The organism is Streptomyces sp. NPDC048057, from assembly GCF_040653095.1.
GTDB lineage: Bacteria > Actinomycetota > Actinomycetes > Streptomycetales > Streptomycetaceae > Streptomyces.
The window spans coordinates 98571-115947 of record NZ_JBEZNF010000007.1; the positions used below are offsets into that span (position 1 = coordinate 98571).

13 protein-coding genes are annotated in these 17377 nt (G+C 75.6%); 12 read left to right on the plus strand and 1 reads right to left on the minus strand.

Translation table 11 applies throughout. From position 1 onward, the window contains the following. Positions 1-26 precede the first annotated feature (26 nt). The 9 genes from AB0E05_RS09980 to AB0E05_RS10020 all read left to right on the plus strand — a co-directional run bounded on the left by AB0E05_RS09980 (position 27) and on the right by AB0E05_RS10020 (position 11797). Entirely contained in the window at positions 27-1271 is a 1245-nt protein-coding gene (locus tag AB0E05_RS09980) for a DUF3344 domain-containing protein (RefSeq protein WP_361961242.1), read from the plus strand. A 61-nt stretch (positions 1272-1332) separates the two neighbouring features. Then, positions 1333-2508, plus strand: a complete 1176-nt coding sequence (locus tag AB0E05_RS09985; protein WP_361961244.1) for a glycosyltransferase — start codon at positions 1333-1335, stop codon at positions 2506-2508. Beyond that, positions 2505-3965, plus strand: coding sequence for an exopolysaccharide biosynthesis polyprenyl glycosylphosphotransferase (locus tag AB0E05_RS09990; RefSeq protein WP_361961246.1), 1461 nt, complete (start codon positions 2505-2507; stop codon positions 3963-3965). Before AB0E05_RS09985 ends, AB0E05_RS09990 begins: the two co-directional genes overlap by 4 nt. Positions 3966-3967: 2 nt before the next feature. After that, complete coding sequence (locus AB0E05_RS09995) at positions 3968-5485, plus strand: O-antigen ligase family protein (RefSeq protein ID WP_361961248.1); 1518 nt, start codon at positions 3968-3970, stop codon at positions 5483-5485. Next, entirely contained in the window at positions 5482-7884 is a 2403-nt protein-coding gene (locus tag AB0E05_RS10000; RefSeq protein WP_361961250.1) for a lipid II flippase MurJ, read from the plus strand. Before AB0E05_RS09995 ends, AB0E05_RS10000 begins: the two co-directional genes overlap by 4 nt. Further along, the gene (locus tag AB0E05_RS10005; protein WP_361961253.1) at positions 7874-8644 is read left to right on the plus strand and encodes a polysaccharide deacetylase family protein; all 771 of its coding nucleotides are present in this window, start codon (positions 7874-7876) and stop codon (positions 8642-8644) included. Before AB0E05_RS10000 ends, AB0E05_RS10005 begins: the two co-directional genes overlap by 11 nt. Then, the gene (locus AB0E05_RS10010; RefSeq protein WP_361961255.1) at positions 8641-9864 is read left to right on the plus strand and encodes a glycosyltransferase; all 1224 of its coding nucleotides are present in this window, start codon (positions 8641-8643) and stop codon (positions 9862-9864) included. Before AB0E05_RS10005 ends, AB0E05_RS10010 begins: the two co-directional genes overlap by 4 nt. Next, positions 9861-10640: a lipopolysaccharide biosynthesis protein gene (locus tag AB0E05_RS10015; RefSeq protein WP_361961257.1), complete on the plus strand. Its 780-nt coding sequence runs from the start codon at positions 9861-9863 to the stop codon at positions 10638-10640. Before AB0E05_RS10010 ends, AB0E05_RS10015 begins: the two co-directional genes overlap by 4 nt. Continuing rightward, positions 10640-11797: a GNAT family N-acetyltransferase gene (locus AB0E05_RS10020; RefSeq protein WP_361961530.1), complete on the plus strand. Its 1158-nt coding sequence runs from the start codon at positions 10640-10642 to the stop codon at positions 11795-11797. Before AB0E05_RS10015 ends, AB0E05_RS10020 begins: the two co-directional genes overlap by 1 nt. Positions 11798-12049: 252 nt before the next feature. Here AB0E05_RS10020 and AB0E05_RS10025 read toward each other — a convergent pair whose 3' ends face one another. Beyond that, on the minus strand, positions 12050-13321 hold the full coding sequence (locus tag AB0E05_RS10025) for a glycosyl hydrolase (RefSeq protein WP_361961259.1): 1272 nt from the start codon (positions 13319-13321) through the stop codon (positions 12050-12052). 167 nt (positions 13322-13488) lie between these two features. Between AB0E05_RS10025 and AB0E05_RS10030 the strand changes: the two genes are divergently transcribed. The 3 genes from AB0E05_RS10030 to AB0E05_RS10040 all read left to right on the plus strand — a co-directional run bounded on the left by AB0E05_RS10030 (position 13489) and on the right by AB0E05_RS10040 (position 17355). After that, positions 13489-14784 (plus strand): ATP-grasp domain-containing protein, encoded by a 1296-nt coding sequence (locus tag AB0E05_RS10030; RefSeq protein WP_361961532.1) that lies wholly within the window; start codon positions 13489-13491, stop codon positions 14782-14784. A 16-nt stretch (positions 14785-14800) separates the two neighbouring features. Beyond that, entirely contained in the window at positions 14801-16051 is a 1251-nt protein-coding gene (locus AB0E05_RS10035; protein WP_361961261.1) for an NAD(P)-binding domain-containing protein, read from the plus strand. 590 nt (positions 16052-16641) lie between these two features. Next, a complete protein-coding gene (locus AB0E05_RS10040) occupies positions 16642-17355 on the plus strand; it encodes a DUF4352 domain-containing protein (RefSeq protein WP_361961263.1) in 714 nt (237 codons plus the stop codon). The last annotated feature ends 22 nt before the right edge of the window (positions 17356-17377 follow it).

Consider the following 17377-nt stretch of genomic DNA (forward strand, 5'->3'; position numbering starts at 1 on the left):
TGTTGAACGAGTGGGAGAGACGTCGCATGTCGAACTCGCCGGGTTTCACCGCGAAGGGCGTACCGGGGGCCGTGCGCACACCCCGTCGGCCTTTCCGCGCCGCGCTTCCCGCGCTTCCCGCGCTTCCCGCGCTTCCCGCGCTTCCCGCGCTTCCCGCGCTTCCCGCTCTTCCCGCGCTTCCCCTCCTCTCTGTCCTCTCGTTCCTGCTCCTGCTGTCCGCGGCGCCGGCCGCGGGCGCCGGGACGGCGGACGTCGAGGAGTCGCCGCGGCTGCCCTTCGCCCAGCGCTACCACGCCGTCCAGCACGGCGGCATCGCGCGGGCCGCGAACTCGGCGATCACCTGCCGCACCCCGCACGCCGCCAAGGCCGCCGGCTGCACCTCGGTCAAGCAGGGCGGACGCGGGGTGAACGGCGACTACGAGATGTTCTACGTCGACGAGGACGACGACCCCAACACGTACAACTCCAGCCGGGCCCACCTCGCGCTGCCGGCCAACTCGGTCGTCACGTACGCCCGTCTGTACTGGGGCGGCAACCTGCGGGTCGGTGAGCAGAAGCCGCCGAAGGACAACGGGCGGGTGCTGATCGCCGAACCGGGCGGGCGCTACAAGGAAGTCCTCGCGGACACCCGCATCGCCCACCGGGACGCCGCCGGCGCCGACGCATTCCAGGCGTCCGCCGACATCACCCCGCTGGTCCGCGACAGCCGCTCGGGACTGTGGACCGTGGCGCAGGTCAACGTCGCCATGGGGCACTCGAAGGTGGGCGCCTGGGGCGGATGGACGCTGGTCGTCGCGTACGAGAACAGCGCCGAGCCGCTGCGGCAACTCGCCCTCTGGGACGGCTTCGAGGTGCTGGACGCGACCCGCACCCGCCAGGAAGTGAAGCTGGCCGGGCTCAGGATCCCCGCCCGCGCCAAGGGCACCGCCGGATTCGTCGCGTACGACGGCGACCGCGGCGTGAGCGGCGACGCGCTGAACGTACGGACGAATTCCGGAAAGGCCCACGCCGTGCACGACGCGGCGAATCCGGTCGCGGACGTCATGAATTCCACCATCAGCAATCCCGGTCCGGTCATGAACAGGCAACCGGCCCATCTGAACACCCTCGGATACGACTCCGACGTCGTGGACATCAGTTCCGCACTGGTGTCCGGGGGCACCAGTGTGAGTTTCCGCTTCGAGACCGAGAACCCCGAAGACCACAAAACCCGCAAAAACTTCGGGTACTTCCTCGGCGTTCTCTTCGTGCAGGCAGACACCCGCCGTTGACGCCCGTCGCGGCGCTGCTCGCCCCGAGCCTGATTCCCTCCCCGTACCAAGAGAGCTGCCCGTGCTGCACCTTTCCCGGGCCGAGCCCGGCCGACCGACGATCCTCCACCTGGCGCAGCCGGTGGAAGGGGGCGTCGCGCGCGTGGTCGCCGACCTCGTGCGCGCACAACTCGCCGCGGGGCTGTCCGTCGAGGTCGCCTGCCCGCCCGGCGGGGAACTCGCCGACCGGGCCGCCGGCGCCGGCGCCCGGGTCCACCACTGGCCCGCCGTCCGCCAGCCGGGGCCCGCGCTCGCGCGGGAGGTGTGGACCGCGTCCCGACTGGTCCGCCGCAGCGGCTGTGCACTGGTGCACGCGCACAGCGCGAAGGCGGGCCTGGCCGCCCGGCTCGCGGTCCGCGGCCGGGTGCCCACCGTCTTCCAGCCGCACGCCTGGTCCTTCGACGCCGTCGAAGGACGCGCGGCGCAGCTCGCCCTGGGCTGGGAGCGGTACGGCAGCCGTTGGGCCGCCCGCACCCTGTGCGTCAGCGAGACCGAGCGGCGGGCCGGCGAAGCGGCCGGGATCGCCGCCCGCTGGGCCGTGATCCACAACGGCGTCGACCTCGACCACTTCGGGCCCGCCGGCGAACAGCGCACGGCCCGATCGGCGTTGCCGCAGCTCGCGGACGTCCCGGCCGGTGCGCCCGTCGTGGTGTGCGTGGGGCGGCTGTGCCGGCAGAAGGGGCAGGACGTGCTGCTGCGCGCCTGGTCCGCGGTGCTCGCGGCCGTGCCCGACGCCCGGCTCGTCCTCGTCGGCGACGGCCCCGCCCGGCCGCAGCTCCTACGACTCGCCCCGCCCGGCGTCCTGTTCACCGGCGCGGCGAGCGACGTACGACCCTGGCTGGGCGCCGCCGACCTGGTCGTCCTGCCGTCCCGCTGGGAGGGGATGGCCCTGGCGCCGCTGGAGGCCATGGCGGCGGGCCGGCCCGTGGTGCTGACCGACGTCAGCGGCGCCCGGGAGAGCCTGCCGCCCGGCCACGACGCCCACTGCCTCGTACCGCCCGAGGACCCCCGCGCGCTGGCGGCCGCGCTCACCGCGCTGCTGGCCGACGCGGCGCTGCGCACCCGCATCGGCCGGCAGGCACAGGACCACACGCGGGCCTTTCGTGACGTACGACGGACGGCCGCCGCCGTCCACGACCTCTATCAGGACCTGCTCGACGCGCCCCACCCCAAGACGAGGAAGCACACCAGGCGATGACGACGGAGAGCGCACCGGCGCCCCACCACACCCGCCACCCCGTCGCCGTGCCGGCGCCGGCCACGCCCCTGCGCACACCTCACCGCAGCCGTCGGGCGCCGCAGGCCCGGCACGGGCTGCGGGGTGCCCGCCGGCTCGGCCCCGCGGCCGGGCTGTGCGCCGCGGACGTGCTGGCGCTCGCGGGCACGGTGGCCCTGATCCCGCCGCTGCCGTGGCCCGTGGCCGCGCTCGTCCTCGCCGCGGCGCTCCAACCCGCGGTGCACGCCTGCCGCGGTCTGTACCGGCCGAGTCTGTCGCCGTCCGCGCTCGCCGACGTGCCCGCGCTCGCCGGGCTCGCCCTGGTGCAGTGGCTGCTGCTGAGCGAGGCACTGGCGGCGCACGATGCGGGGCGCGCCGTCGACTGGCACGCGGTGCTGCTCGCCGTCCTCATCCAGACCCTGTTGTGCTGCGGGGCGCGCGCGTTGGTGTACGCGGCGCGCCGGCGCCGCGCCGCGCGCCGGCCGCAGTCCGTACTCGTCGTCGGCGACGGGCCGATCGCCCACCAGGTGACGATCGCGCTGCTGGAACGCACCCAGTACGGGATGCGGCCCGTCGGCCGGGTCGGCGCCGGGGACACCGGCGTCCTGCCGCAGCTCGGCACCGCCGAGGACGTCAGCCGGGCCGTCATCCAGAACGACGTCCGCCACGCCGTCTTCACCCGGCAGCCCGGCGACGACCACGAGTCGGCCGCCCTGATCGGGCTGTTCGCCGCGCACGGCTGCCGGCTGTGGCTGGTCGACGGCGGCGCCGCGGCCGAGAACCTGTGGCGGTGCGCCACCGGCCGCGACCACCTGTGGGGATTCTCCGTACAGCCGCTGCGCGCCGGGCTGCACCGGCCCGTGGCCCGTGCCGTGAAGCGGGCCATCGACATCGTGCTCGCCGGCGCCGCGCTGGTCGTGGCCGCGCCCGTGCTGGCGGTGTGCGCCCTCGCCGTACGCCTGTCCGACGGGCCCGGCGTCATCTTCCGCCAGGAGCGCATCGGGCTCGACGGCCGGCCCTTCACGCTGTTGAAGTTCCGCACCATGGCGCCCGCCGACGAGCACGAGTCCGCGACCCTGTGGAACATCGCCCTCGACCGCCGGGTGAGCGTCACCGGCAGCGTGCTGCGGCGCACCTCGCTGGACGAGCTGCCGCAGCTGTGGAACGTGGTCCGCGGCGACATGAGCCTGGTCGGACCGCGGCCGGAACGCCCGTACTACGTCGGCAAGTTCAGCCACGCTCACCCCGGCTACCGGGCCCGCCACCGGATGCCCGTCGGCCTCACCGGGCTCGCGCAGGTCAACGGTCTGCGCGGCGACACCTCCATCGAGGAGCGGGCCCGCTTCGACAACCACTACATCGAGACGTGGTCGCCCTGGCAGGACGTGTGCATCATGGTGCGCACCGCGGCGACGCTGTTCCGGCTCGGAGGCAGCTGACCATGGCCGCATCGTGGGCCGCGCCGAGGCCGCGCACGGCCGTCGCGCCCGGGGACGTGACGGGGACCCTGCCGCTGCTGCCGCTGCTGGCGACGGTGCTGCTGTTGGCGTTCCCGCTGGCGCAGGTGCAGGCCGGCGGGCGCGGCGGGTTGGGCCCCGCGGACGTCACGTCGGGCGCGCTGGTGCTCGTCGGCGCGGCGCAGGCGGTACGGAACCGGGTCCGGCCGCTGAGCGTCGCGGCGGCGGTCGTCATCGGCGCGCCCGCGGTCGCGATCGCGCTGGCCACGGTCACGGCGGCGGACCCGGCGGCGGCCGTCCCCGGATTCGTCCGCTACCTCCAGGTGTTCGTCCTCGTACCGGCCGCGGTCCTGCTCGTGGTGCGCACCGCCCGCGACTTCCGGCTCGTCATCGGCGCGTTCGTGGCGCTCGCGCTCGTCCAGGGCGCGATCGGGGTGCACCAGTACGCCACCGGGACCGGCGCCTCCTACGCGGGCGCGGACATCAGGGCCGTCGGCACCTTCGGCCCCCTGGACGTCATGGGCATGGCCACGGTGGTGGCGTACGGGCTGCTGGGCGCCGCGGCGCTCGCGCTGGGCGCTGGGCCGTGTCGTCACGATGGCGCCGTCCGCCCGCAGGGCGGGGTCCGCGGCGTCCGGTGCGTGCAGTCGCAAGGCGGAGGGTCGCCCTCGTACTGGACGTACGTGGGTGATCCCGACAACGCAGCGAGTGTGCGTGACGGGCGTCGCGGACCAGGCGAGATGGTGACGACACGGCCCAGCCGCGCGGACGCGCCCCGGTGGCTGCGGCCGGTGGCCGCGGGCGCCGCGGTCCTGCTCGTCGTCCCCCTCGCGCTGTCCTTCAGCCGCGGCTCCTGGATCGCCACCGCGCTCGCCGTGCTGGCGGTGCTGCTGCTGTCGGGTGCGCGCCGGGCGTTCGCGGTGCTCGCGGTCGCGACGGCCGCCGCGGTCGTCCTCGTCGGCGGCTTCGGCGTCGGCTCGGCGGCGATGGGGGAGCGGCTCGGCAGCATCACCGAGGTCACCGACGCCCCGGACCGCTCGGTCACCGACCGGTACGCCATGTGGGCGGCGGCGCACGACATGTGGCGCGGGGCGCCGGTGACCGGCGTGGGGCTCAAGGGCTTCCCCGACCACCGCGACGCGCACGCCTCCGTCGGACTGTCCTCCGGGAGCGACACGGCCGGCGCGGGGCAGGAGTTCCAGCGGCAGCCGCTGCTCTCCCCGCACAACATGTACCTGCTGATCCTCAGTGAACAGGGGCTCGTCGGCGCCACCGCGTTCGTGGGGAGCTGGGCGGCGCTGCTGGTGGGCGGTGCGCGCCGGCTCGCACGCGGGCGCGGTGCGCGGGACGTGGGGCTCGCGGCCGTCGCGCTGCTGCTGTGGCAGACGGTCGACTTCCTGTACGCGGACATCGGCGGCCCGTCGACCGTGCTGACCGGCGTGGTGCTCGGGCTCGCGGCGCGGTGGGCGCTGGCGCCGCTGCCGGAGGCGGACGCCGCATGACGCAGGCGCAGCACACCCCGGAGACCTCCCGCGGCGAGTCCTTCCGGCTCGGCAACGTGCTGGCCCGGGCCGCCGCGGTCACCGCGGGCCTGACGGTCGCCGGCGCGCTCCTCGGACTCGTACGGGACCAGGCCATCGCGCAGATCTACGGTGCGAGCGTCGACAGCGACGCGTTCCTGATCGCCTGGACCGTCCCGGAGATGGCGGCGACCCTGCTGATCGAGGACGCGATGGCGCTGCTGCTGGTGCCCGCGTTCAGCCATGCGCTCGCCGAACGGGCGGCGCACCGGCCCGATCCGGTGCGGACGCTGGTCGGGTCGACCTTCCCGAAGCTGTTCGCGGTGCTGGCCGCGGCGACCGGGGTGCTGATGGTCTTCACCCCCCAGTTCGTGGCGGCCCTCGCGCCTGGCTTCGCGGACCCCGAACTCGCCGTGGACTGCACCCGGCTGACCGCCCTGACGGTCCTCACCTTCGGCCTCGCGGGCTACTTCAGCGCGGCCCTGCGCGCCCACGGCCGCTTCGTGCCGCCCGCGGGCGTGTACGTCGCGTACAACACCGGCATCATCGCCACGACGATCGCGCTGCACGCCCTGTGGGGCGTCCGGGCGGCAGCGGCCGGCGTCGCGGTGGGCGGCGCGCTGATGGTCCTCGTCCAACTGCCGACCTTCGCCCACCACGTGCTGGGCGCCCGCCCGCGGGCCAGGGGCGCGGGCGGGGTGCCGCGGCCACGGTCCGCGGGGCCCGCTGGCGCGGGCGGTGAGACGGGCAAGGGCGCGGACGCGAAGCCGGCGGCGGACGGCGGCGCGTGCCCGCACCGCGCCGCCGCGCGCGCGGACGCGGCGTCCAACGACGGCGGGCCGTCGACCCGCCGCACGGGCGGGCCCGAGGACGCCTGCCTCCGCGGCGCGTTCGGTGGCGACGCCGCCGACGACGAGCGCACCGACTGCGGGTCCGCCCCGGCCGGCGGTGGCGGGGTCCGTACGGAGGCAGGGGGCGCCGGGGCGCCGGGCGTGGACGCCTGCGCCGACGGTCAGGCCGCGGGGTGCGCTGATGTGCGCGCAGACGCGGCGTCCGGCGGCGCGTGCCCCCGCAGCGCGGGCGGCGGTGACGGACGCCGCGCCGGGGCTGAGGAGGACTCAGCGGCACGCACGGGCGCCGGGGCACCGGGCGCGGGGCCCGTACGTGACGCCGGTGGCGGTGGGACCGCGGGTGGTCCGACTGCTGGCGACGGGTCGGCACCAGCCGATGTGCCCGGCGGCCGTGGCGTGGCTGGACGCGAGGCGTGCCGCGCCGCCTCGCTCGGCGCCGAAGGGCCCGGCCGGGCCGCGGGGCGCGTCGACGGCGGGGGCCCGTCGGGGCTCGTCCGCGGAGCGCGGGACGCGCGACCCGGCAGCGCACGTGGTGGCAGCGCGGGGGCCGAGCCGCCGGCCGACAGGGTGGGCGCCGCCGTGTGCGGGGGCGGGGCGTCAGACGACGGCGGGGTCGGTGTGGGGCGCGCTCGCGCGGGCGCTCCGGGCGGTGGCGGGCGTGGAGGGTACGGCGTCGGGATCGCTCTGCTCGCGCCCATCGTGTTCTTCGCCGTCAGTCGGCAGTCGCAGGTCCTCGTCGAGCGCTTCCTCGCGTCCTCCCTGCCCAGCGGCGCCATCTCGCACCTCAACTACGCGCAGAAGGTCGCGCAGATGCCGATGGTGCTGTCGCTGATGTTCTGCACCGTCACGTTTCCCGTCGTCGCCAAGGCCATGGCCGAGGGCGACCGGGAGGGCGCGCGGCGGCGGGTGGAGAACGACCTCGCGCTCGCGGGGCTGGTCGTCCTGCTCGGGACCGCGCTCATCCTCGGGTACGCGCCGCAGATCATCGAAGTGCTCTTCCAGCGCGGGGCGTTCGACGCCGAGGACACCGAGTCCACCGCCACCGTGATGCGGGTGTACGCCGTCGGGCTGCTCGGGCACACCCTCGTCGGCGCGCTGGGGCGGCCGTTCTTCTCCTCCGGGCGGCCCACCTGGTACCCGGCCGCCGCGATGGCCGGCGGGCTCGTCGTCACCGTCGTCGCCGGGACGTACGCCGTCGGGCCGTGGGGCGTGTACGGGATCGCCGGCGCCAACGCGGCCGGCATCACCACCACCGCCCTGCTCCTGCTGCGCGGCCTCGGCTCGCGGGTGGTCTCCATCGAGGTGCGGGCCATCAGCCGCGCCCTCGGGCGCCTCGCGGTCGCCGCCGCGGCGGCTGCGCTCGCCGGTCGGCTGGCCGCCGGCGCCGTCGACGGCGCCCTGTCCTCCCTCGCCGTCGGCGCCCTGCTCGTCCCCGCCGTCTTCACCGTCACCGGGCTCGCCGTCCGAGCCCCCGAAGTCGTCCACCTGCTGGCACTCACCCGACGGAGGATCGCCCGACATGTTCGCTGACACGGCGCCCGCACGCACCCAACTCCCGCCCGTCCCCACCGCTTCCCTCACCGACGTCACCACCCGACCGCCGTGGATCCTGATGTACCACTCGGTGGCCGACCCCGCCGACGACCCGTACCGCATCACCGTCGCCCCCGACCGGCTCGACCTCCACCTGCGCTGGCTGCACCGCCACGGACTGAGCGGCGTCAGCGTCTCCGCGCTGCTGCGCGCCCGCGCCGAGGGGCGGGACCGCGGGCTGGTCGGCCTCACCTTCGACGACGGCTACGCCGACTTCGCCGCCGCCGCGCTGCCCGTACTGCGGCGCCACGGTTGCAGCGCCACCCTCTTCGTGCTGCCCGGCCGGCTCGGCGGCGACAACGCCTGGGACCCCGAAGGCCCACGAAGACCCCTGGTCGACGAGGCCGACCTGCGCACGGCAGCCGCCGCCGGCACGGAGATCGCCTCGCACGGCCTGTACCACGTGGACCTCACCCGACTCGACGCCGCGGCGCTGCGGGAGGAGACCGCGCGCAGCCGCGCCTGGCTCGCCGAACTGACCGGCCGCGCCCCGCAGGGCTTCTGCTACCCGTACGGCACGGTCGACGAGCGCGTGGCGTCCGCCGTGCGCGACGCGGGATACGCGTACGGCTGCGCGATCCGCCCGCCCGCCGGGCTCGGCGGCCCGTACGCCCTCGCCCGTACGCACATCAGCCAGGCCGACCGCGGGGGACGGCTGTGGGCGAAGCGGCTGCGGCACCGGGCGGGGACGCGGTGACCCGAGCGCCACGGGTGCTGCACGTCATCACCGGGCTGGGCGTCGGCGGGGCCGAGCACCAGCTCCGGCTGCTGCTGCGCCACCTCCCGGTCCGCTGCGACGTGGTGACGCTCACCAACCCGGGCCCCGTCGCGGCCGGGCTGCGCGCGGACGGGGTGCGCGTCACCGACCTCGGGATGCGCGGCAACCGCGACCTGGCCGCGCTGCCGCGGCTGACCCGGCTGATCCGGTCCGGCGGCTACGACCTCGTCCACACGCACCTGTACCGGGCGTGCGTGTACGGGCGCGTCGCGGCGCGGCTCGCGGGGGTCCGCACGGTCGTGGCCACCGAGCACTCCCTGGGCGCCGCCGAGATCGAGGGCCGGCCGCTGACCGCGGGCACCCGGGCGCTGTACCGGGCCACCGAACGGCTGGGGACCGCGACCGTCGCCGTCTCCGCGACCGTGGCCGAACGCCTCGCCGGCTGGGGCGTGCCCGGCGGCCGGATCCACACCGTGCCGAACGGCGTCGACGCCGACCGCTTCCGCTTCGACGCGGGGGTGCGCGCCGCGGTGCGCGCGTCGCTCGGGGTGCCGCCGGGGGCGTTCGCCGTCGGCGGGGTGGGGCGCCTCGTCCCGGGCAAGCGCTTCGACGCCCTGGTGCGGGCGGTGGCCGCGGTCGCCGCCGGAGAGGGCCGCGAGGTCGTGCTGCTGATCGCCGGCGACGGGCCCGAGCGGGGCGCGTTGGAGCGGCTGGCCGCGCGGCTCGGGGTGGCGGACCGCGTACGGCTGCTCGGCGAGTGCGCCCAGGAGGCCGGGGCCGGGGGCGGCGCGCCGTCCGTCGCGGAACTCCTGGGCGCCCTCGACCTCTTCGTCTCCACCTCCGTGGAAGAAGCCTTCGGGCTCGCCGTCGTCGAGGCGCTCGCCGCGGGGCTGCCCGTGCTGTACCGGACCTGCCCCGCCGTCGAGGACCTGCCGCCGCACGAGGCGCCAGGCGCCCGGCGCGTCGAGGGCGACGACGCCCTCGCCCGGGCGCTGCGCGAGCGGGTGGCGGCCGGCGCCCGCCGGTCGGCGGTGGCGCCGGTGGTGGAGCGGTACGCGATGGCGCGCACCGCCGAGCAGGTCATGGACGTGTACCGGCGGGCCCTCGCCGCACGGGGGCGCGCCGGGCGCCCGGCGCCGCCCCCGGGCCGGCCCCGTGAACACCACCATCCGAATCCGATCGGGAGAACCAGCCGATGAAGTCGATGAAGTCGATGAAGAAGCCCAAGGAACAGCAGACCGTCGTGGCTGAGGAGAAGGAGCCGGCGGCGGAGCAGCCGGCCGTGGCGGAGCCCGTCGTGGAGAAGCCGCGTCGGACGGGGCCGGGGCGGCTCGGCACGTGGGCCGCGCGCGCCAAGGGCCGGGGCAGGCGGCTGCCGCCGTGGTGGCCGCTGCCCGCGCTCGTGGTCGCGGGCGGGCTGTGCGGCAGCGCGTACGGACTGCTGGCCACGCCCGAGTACGCCGCCACCAGCTACGTCGTCGCCGTCACCGGCAAGGACGCCCAGCCCGGCGCCGCCCTCGGCTTCGCCCAGGCGTACGGCCGCATCGCCACCAGCGACTCCACCATCGCGTACGCCCGCGTGGCCGCCGGCATGCCCGCCGACGAACTGCGCAGCCGGGTGCGCACGGAGACCTCGCCCGACTCGCCGATGATCGCGATCACGGGCACGTCCGACCGGCGGGGTGAGGCCGCGGACATCGCGAACGCCGTCGCCGACGCGGTCTTCGTCAGCAGCAACCAGGTCGCCAAGAACACCGGCGTCCAACTCCTCAGCTTCTCCCGCGCCATCCCGCCCGCGAAGCCGGTCTCGCCGTCCGCGCCGATCGGCGCCGCGGTCGGGGCGGCGGCCGGCGGGCTGATCGGCGGGCTGGTGCTGCTGGTGCGACCCCGTGGCGCGCGCCGCGCCGAGAGCGGTGCGACGGGGGAGGGCGCGGTGACCGTGCCCGCGCCGGCGGCCGAGTTGGAACGGGTGTGATCGCCGCCGCCGCGGGCGGGGCGGGCCTCGCGGTCACCCTCTGCCGGGACGGACGCGCCTTCGCCCGGCTGCGCCCCGAATGGGACGACCTGCAACGGCGCTGCTCCACCGCGACCCCCTTCCAGAGCCACGCCTGGCTGGACTCGTGGTGGCAGTCGTACGGCACGCGGAGCCGGCTGCGGGTCGTCCTGGTGCGCCGGGACGGGCAACTCGTCGCCGCGGCGCCGCTGATGCTCGTCCACCGGCCGATGCCGCTGCTGGTCGCCCTCGGCGGCGGCATCTCCGACTACGCGGACGTCCTCCTCGACGACACCGACGACTCTTCTGCCGGGGCGGCGGTCGACGCGCTGGAGCACGGGCTCCAACGGGCCGCCCGGCGCGCCGTGATCGACCTGCGCGAGGTGCGCCCCGGCGCCTCCGCGGAACGCCTGTACGCCCGGTGGACCGGCGCTCGGCACCGTCGGGCGGACTCGATGTGCCTGGAACTCCCGGCGATCCCCATGGACGAACTGGTCAAGCGACTGCCGAAGGCCCGCGCCCAGCGCGTACGGGCCAAGCTGCGCAAGATCGACGCGCTGGAGATCGAGGGCGTCAGCGTCGGCGAGCAGCAGGTGCCGGAGGCCGTGGGCCATCTGCTGCGGCTGCACGAACTCCAATGGCGGGGACGGGGCGTCACCGTCGAGCACCTGCGCCCCCGGTTCGCCGAGCACCTGGTCCGGGCGACCCGGCGCATGGTCCGCGACGGCGACGCGGCGCTGACGGAGTACCGGATGGGCGGCGAGGTGGTCGCGGCGAGCGTGGCGCTGCTGTCGGACGGGCTGACCGGCGGATACCTGTACGGGGCGCACCCGCGGCTGCGGGAGGGCAAGGTCGACGTGGCGACGCTGCTGCTGCGTCACGAGGCGGACTTCGCGGCGCGCACGGGGCGGCGGGTGGTGAGCCTGCTGCGGGGCGAGGAGCCGTACAAGGCCCACTGGCGCCCGGAGGCGGTGGCCAACCAGCGCCTGATGATGGCCCCGCGCGCGCTGGCCCCGGCGCTACGGTTCCACGCGGCGCGCGCGGGTTGGCGCGCCCGCGCCTCGGAAACGGTGGCGTCCCGCCTCCCCCGCGCCCGTGAGTGGCGCGCCCGCGCCCGAGGCTGGCGCACCCGTGCCTAGGGCCTCTCAGGCGGGGTGCCCTTTGCGGCGCATTGGCGCCGTGCCGGTGAGGCCGTACAGCGTCCGCGGCCCGTCTGTGGCTGTTCGCGCAGTTCCCCGCGCCCCTGAAAACCCACGCCCTCCGGGCGTAGGGGGTGGAACTGCGCGAGCAACCACGCCCGGTTCGCAGACGCCGTGCGGCCCCACCGGCCCGGTGCTGGCGCGCCGCTCGGGGGACTCCTTCGGGGGTGCTAAGCGTCCGCGAGGCGACCGTCAGTCGAGGCCGCGCGGGAGCTTCACGCAGAACTTGTTGGAGGGCGCCCAGGGGACCGGCCACTCGGTGGGTGGGAGGGGGACGCACCATTCCCTCGTCTTGGGGGCGGGCGTCGAGGCGGGCGTCGGTTCCTCCGGCTTGGGCGTGGGCTTGGGGACCGGCGTCGGAACGACCGGTTCGGTCGGCGTCGGCGTCGCGGTCGGCTCCGGCTGCTTGGGCGTCGGCACCGGCGGGACCGAAGGCACGGGCGGCACCGACGGCACCGGCACCGGCTGCTTGCCGAAGAGCCTCGTACGGAACACACCTGACGACTGGGGGTTGTCATCGCACTGCCAGACGCCGTGCGGACAGTAGTCCGTGATGGTCTGATAGAGCGGCCCGTGCTCCTCGATCCAGTCGAGCATGCCCCGCATGTACTCCGGGTTGTCCCCGTTCCGGAACAGCCCCCACTCGGGGTACGAGATCTCCTTGCCGTGCTCGCGCGCGAACGCGACCTGGTCGCGCAGCCCGTACGGCGCCGACGCCTGTTCCTCGAAGGTGCGGCCGGGGGCCTGGTCGTAGGAGTCCATGCCGATGATGTCGACGACGTCGTCACCGGGGTAGCACTCGGTCCACGGGATCGCGTCCTCGCCGCGGTTCGGCGCGAAGTCGAAGCGGAACTCCTCCCCCGGCACCGCGCGCATCGCCGTCACGATGCGCTGCCAGTACGCCTTCCACGCCGCCGGATCCGGACCGCACCGATGCGTGTACGTGACGCCGTTCATCTCCCAGCCGAGCACGACGACGGTGTCCGGCACCCCGAGGTCGACCAGGCGCTGCGCCAGGGTGCGGAAGTGGTGGTCGAACCGCCCGTCCGCGCCCGCCCGCAGCAGCCGGCGCACCTGGTGGTCCGGCACCCGGCCCTCGTTCCGCTCCAGCATGGGCACGTTGAGGACGAACATCCGTTCCTCGTCGCCGGCCCGCCAGCGCGCCCACGCGTCGAGGAAGTCGACGTTGCCCTCGATGCCGCCCCAGCTGTCGCCGGGCAGGTACGTGTGACCGACCCTCAGCTCCGTGCCCCCGAGCCAGCGGGAGAGCTCCGCGATGCGCCGCGGGCCGGCCGCCCCGTAGTCGACGTACGCGCCCAGGGCCACCGGGGCGCGTTCCTCGGCGCGGGCCGAGCCCGCCGGCCCCGCGCCGACGCCCGCGAAGACGCCCGCGGAGACGAGGAGGGAGGCGGTGACCGTACTGACACAGGTGCCGGTGGCGGTGCGACGGCGCCCTCGCTTCATGGTTCCTCCTTGGCTTCCCTGAATTCCCTGGCCGGCGTTCGAACTGATGACTTGTCCGACCGTAGGCAGAAAGTCCTATTAATGGGCGTTCTGGGGGAGCGTCGCTAGGCCATCCGCGAACACGTCCGCGCCCTTGAGGGGCCATCCAGGTGAAAGTTGTGACGTCCATGCCACCGTTCGACGCCGGGGTCCCCGCGCTCGTCTTGCGCCTCGACCGGAACCCCTTTCACCACGGCACCCTCGGTGCCGTCAGATCGCTGGGGCGCGCCGGCGTCGAGGTGCACGCCGTCGTGGAGTCGGCCCGCAGCCCGGTCGCCCGCTCCCGCCACCTGCGCCGGGTCCACCCCGCGCCGCGATGGGCCGCGGCCGACGCCGCCCCGGACCCCGACGCCTTCGTGGACCTGCTGCTCGCCGTCTCCGAACGGATCGGCCGGCCCGCGGTGCTGGTCCCGATGGACGACCTCGGCGCCGTCCTCACCGCCGCCCGCGCGCCGCAGCTCGCCGAGCGCTACCTCTTCCCCGCGCTGCCGCCCGCCCTGCCCGGACTCCTCGCCGACAAGGGCGAACTCGCCGCCGTGTGCCGGGCCGCCGGCGTCGCGCACCCGGAGACGGTGGTCCCGGCCGACGCCGCCGCGACGGCCGACGCCGTGGTGCGCCTCGGGCTGCCGCTGGTCGCCAAGTGGAGCCGGCCCTGGCTGCTGCCGCCCGCGGCCGGGCTGCGCAGCACCTGCCTGGTCCGCTCGCCGGCCGAGGCCAGGGCGCTGTACGAACGCGGCGCCGGCACGGGCGCCGGGCTGCTGCTCCAGCGCTTCCTGCCCGACGCCCCGGACGGCGACTGGTTCTTCCACGGCTACGTCGACGCGCACGCCGTCTGCCTCGCCGGCGGCAGCGGGCGCAAGGAGTTGTCGTGGCCGCCGCGCACGGGACTGACCGCCAAGGGGCGCTGGCAGCCGAACGCGGCGGTGGAGGCGGCGGCCCTGCGGCTGGTCGCGCACGTCGGCTACCGGGGCGTCATCGACCTCGACTTCCGGTGCGACCCGTCGACCGGCGCGTACTCGCTGCTGGACGCCAACCCCCGGCCCGGCGCGCAGTTCCGCCTCTTCACCGGGGCCGACGGCACCGACGTCGTGCGCGCCCTGTACCTGGACCTGACCGGGCAGCCCGTGCCGGCGCGGGCGGAGCGGCCCGGGCGGGTCTTCGTCGCCGAGAACTACGCGCTGCTGGCGACGGCCGCGGGCGGGCGGCGACGGGCGGCGCGCGCGCCCCGGGGCGCCGGAGTGGAGACCGCCTGGTACGCCGCCGACGACCCGCTGCCCTTCCTCGCGATGGCGGGGGCCTGGCTGGGGCGCGGGCTCGCCAAGGGGGCGGGCCGGACGGCGTCCGCCCTCCGCGACCCCCGCATCCCGCTCCCGCGCACCGCCGCGACCGCGGCCACCACCGAACCCCAGCACACGCAGCACTGACGTGAAGGAACCTCACATGTACGACGTGGCAGTCATCGGCGCCGGCCCCTACGGGCTGTCCGTCGCCGCGCACGCGGCCGTCGCCGGAATGCGCCTGAAGGTCTTCGGGCGGCCGATGGCCACCTGGCGCGACCACATGCCGGAGGGCATGTTCCTCAAGTCCGAGCCCTGGGCGTCGAACCTGAGCGACCCGGCCGCGGACCGCACCCTCGCCCGCTACGGCGCCCGCGCCGGCTTCGCGACGGAACACGGCCGGCCGCTGCCGATCGGGGCGTTCACGGCTTACGGCCGCTGGTTCGCCGACCACGCGGTGCCCGAGGTCGACGAGCGGACCGTGACCCGCGTCGCCCGGCGCGACGGCCCGGGCGACTGCTTCGCCGTGCACACCGCAGACGGGGACGTCGTCACGGCCCGCACGGCGGTCGTCGCCGTCGGCCTGCTGCCGTTCGCCCGCGTACCGCAGGAACTGGCCGGGCTCGGGCCGGAACACGTCTGCCACAGCACCGGCCTGCGTGACCTGAGCGGCTTCCGCGACCTGGACGTCACCGTCGTCGGCGCCGGTCAGGCGGCCCTGGAGACGGCGACGCTGCTGGCGGAGAGCGGCGCCCGGCCCCGGCTGGTGGCCCGCGCGCACGCGCTGCACTGGAACACCCTGCCCGTGCCCGAGGCGCGCGGCCCGTACCGCAAGCTGCGGACCCCGCTCAGCGGCCTCGGCTCCGGCTGGCGCAGCTGGGCGTACTCCGAAATCCCCTGGGCCGTACGCCATCTGTCCGCGGCCAAGCGCGAGCACATCGCCCGCACCGCGCTCGGGCCGGCCGGCGCGTGGTGGCTCAGGGAGCGGTACGAGGGCACGGTCCCGCAACTGCTCGGGCACGCGCTGGGCGGGGCGTGGGTGGTGGACGGAGGGGTCCGGCTGACGCTGGCCGGGCCGGGCGGACCGGTGGCGGTGGACACCGACCACGTGGTGGCCGCCACCGGCTTCACGCCCGACCTCGACCGCCTCGCCCTCCTCGACGCACCGCTGCGGACCGGGCTGGCGACGGTGGGGGCGGGGCGGGCGCCGGAGCTGAGCGCCGTCTTCGAGTCGTCGTGCGCGGGGTTGTTCTTCGCGGGGTTGCTGGCGGCGCCGTCGTTCGGCCCGTCGATGCGGTTCGTGTACGGCGCGGAGTTCACGGCGCCGCGCGTGGTGACGGGCCTGCGCGCCCGCCTCCGCACCGCCGCCTTGTGCCCGCCGAGGCAACGGCCCTGCTCGCGAGCGACGGTGTAACGCGCACCGTTCCCGTGCGGGAGCGTTGGCCACTGCGGGCCGTCGTTGGCTTGTCGCGCAGTTCCCCGCGCCGCTTCATTACGGAGGTATTGGTCTGCGCGGGCCGGTGGTGGGTTGCTCGCGCAGTTCTGCCCTCTGTGCCCAGCAAGCCGCCACCGGCCCGCAGCGGTCAAACGCTTCCGCGGGGAGACGGCGAGGACGTCAGCTCGTCCCATAAGGGCGGGCGCCCGGGACGCGGTGGGTGGGGTGCGGGGCGGTGGGGAGGGTGCGGCCCGCCGCGGTCCATTCGCGCATGAGTTGTTCGTAGATCGGCGTGGTGCCCGCGGGCGGCGCCGCCCGCGGAAGGGGCTGGACGCGCTGCCAACGGGGATTCGCGGGAGTCCTTGCCATATGGCAGCCAACGGCGCCCCCCGCGCCCAAGTCACTGCGCACCCGTGGTCGCGGAGTAGCGGAGGAACGGTTTTTCGAGGCATCCGGGGCGTGTTCGCGCTCACCGGTCGGCACACCCCGCGCGCGAAAGGGATCGCGGCGACGGCGCGTGCGCCGTGCGGGGCGGACCGTGGGGGTGCACATCGCGCGACACGCCCCGGGTGGACGCGCTCAGGGCGCGGTCCGCAGGGGAAAAGGGCGTGATCATACGGAAAACCGGCTTCATGAGGGGACCGATCATGCGACGTATGGCCTCCGCGCTGCTGCTGTCGGCGCTCGCGTTGGGCGCGACCGGCTGTCAGGGCGCGTCCGACGACCGTACGGCCGCGGCTTCGGCGCCGCCGGGGCCCGCCGCGGTGGCCGACGCCGCGTTGGACCGGCCGGACGGAAAGGGACCGGACGGCGGCAAGGGCCCCGGCGGCACCCGTCGCGCCGTCTGGGTCGGCGACGCGGTCGACCTCGGCGGCCGGGCTTCGGGCGAGCACCTGCGGATGACGGTGCGCGGCTACGTGGATCCCGCCGTTGCCGTACGGAAGACGAAGCGCGCGTCGCAGCCCCGGCCGCAACCGTCCGACGGCCGCCGTTGGATCGGCGCCGACGTCGCGCTGCTGAACGTGGGCGGCAGTCTGTACGACGCCCGCCGCACCACCGCCTGGGTCACCGACGACGAAGGAAAGCGGTACGCCCCCCTTTCCACCACAGTCGAGGAATTCACCACCGGAATTCCCTTGAAATGGAACACCCTTGCGGTGGGTGAACAATCGGAAGGCTGGCTGGTGTTCGACGTGCCCGAAGAAGCGCACATCACTCGATTCCACAGCACACTCGGCAAGACGACCGTCACGTGGCTGCTCCAGCATCCGCCATCCAGGTGAACGCAGGAGGCTGACGAGCCCG

What these genes read in the sequence shown, in the direction of transcription:
- AB0E05_RS09980 (WP_361961242.1), top strand. Translation starts at nt 27, where the DNA reads ATGTCGAACTCGCCGGGTTTCACCGCGAAGGGCGTACCGGGGGCCGTG.
- AB0E05_RS09990 (WP_361961246.1), top strand. Translation starts at nt 2,505, where the DNA reads ATGACGACGGAGAGCGCACCGGCGCCCCACCACACCCGCCACCCCGTC.
- AB0E05_RS09995 (WP_361961248.1), top strand. Translation starts at nt 3,968, where the DNA reads ATGGCCGCATCGTGGGCCGCGCCGAGGCCGCGCACGGCCGTCGCGCCC.
- AB0E05_RS10000 (WP_361961250.1), top strand. Translation starts at nt 5,482, where the DNA reads ATGACGCAGGCGCAGCACACCCCGGAGACCTCCCGCGGCGAGTCCTTC.
- AB0E05_RS10005 (WP_361961253.1), top strand. Translation starts at nt 7,874, where the DNA reads ATGTTCGCTGACACGGCGCCCGCACGCACCCAACTCCCGCCCGTCCCC.
- AB0E05_RS10015 (WP_361961257.1), top strand. Translation starts at nt 9,861, where the DNA reads ATGAAGTCGATGAAGTCGATGAAGAAGCCCAAGGAACAGCAGACCGTC.
- AB0E05_RS10025 (WP_361961259.1), bottom strand. Translation starts at nt 13,321, where the DNA reads ATGAAGCGAGGGCGCCGTCGCACCGCCACCGGCACCTGTGTCAGTACG.
- AB0E05_RS10030 (WP_361961532.1), top strand. Translation starts at nt 13,489, where the DNA reads ATGCCACCGTTCGACGCCGGGGTCCCCGCGCTCGTCTTGCGCCTCGAC.
- AB0E05_RS10035 (WP_361961261.1), top strand. Translation starts at nt 14,801, where the DNA reads ATGTACGACGTGGCAGTCATCGGCGCCGGCCCCTACGGGCTGTCCGTC.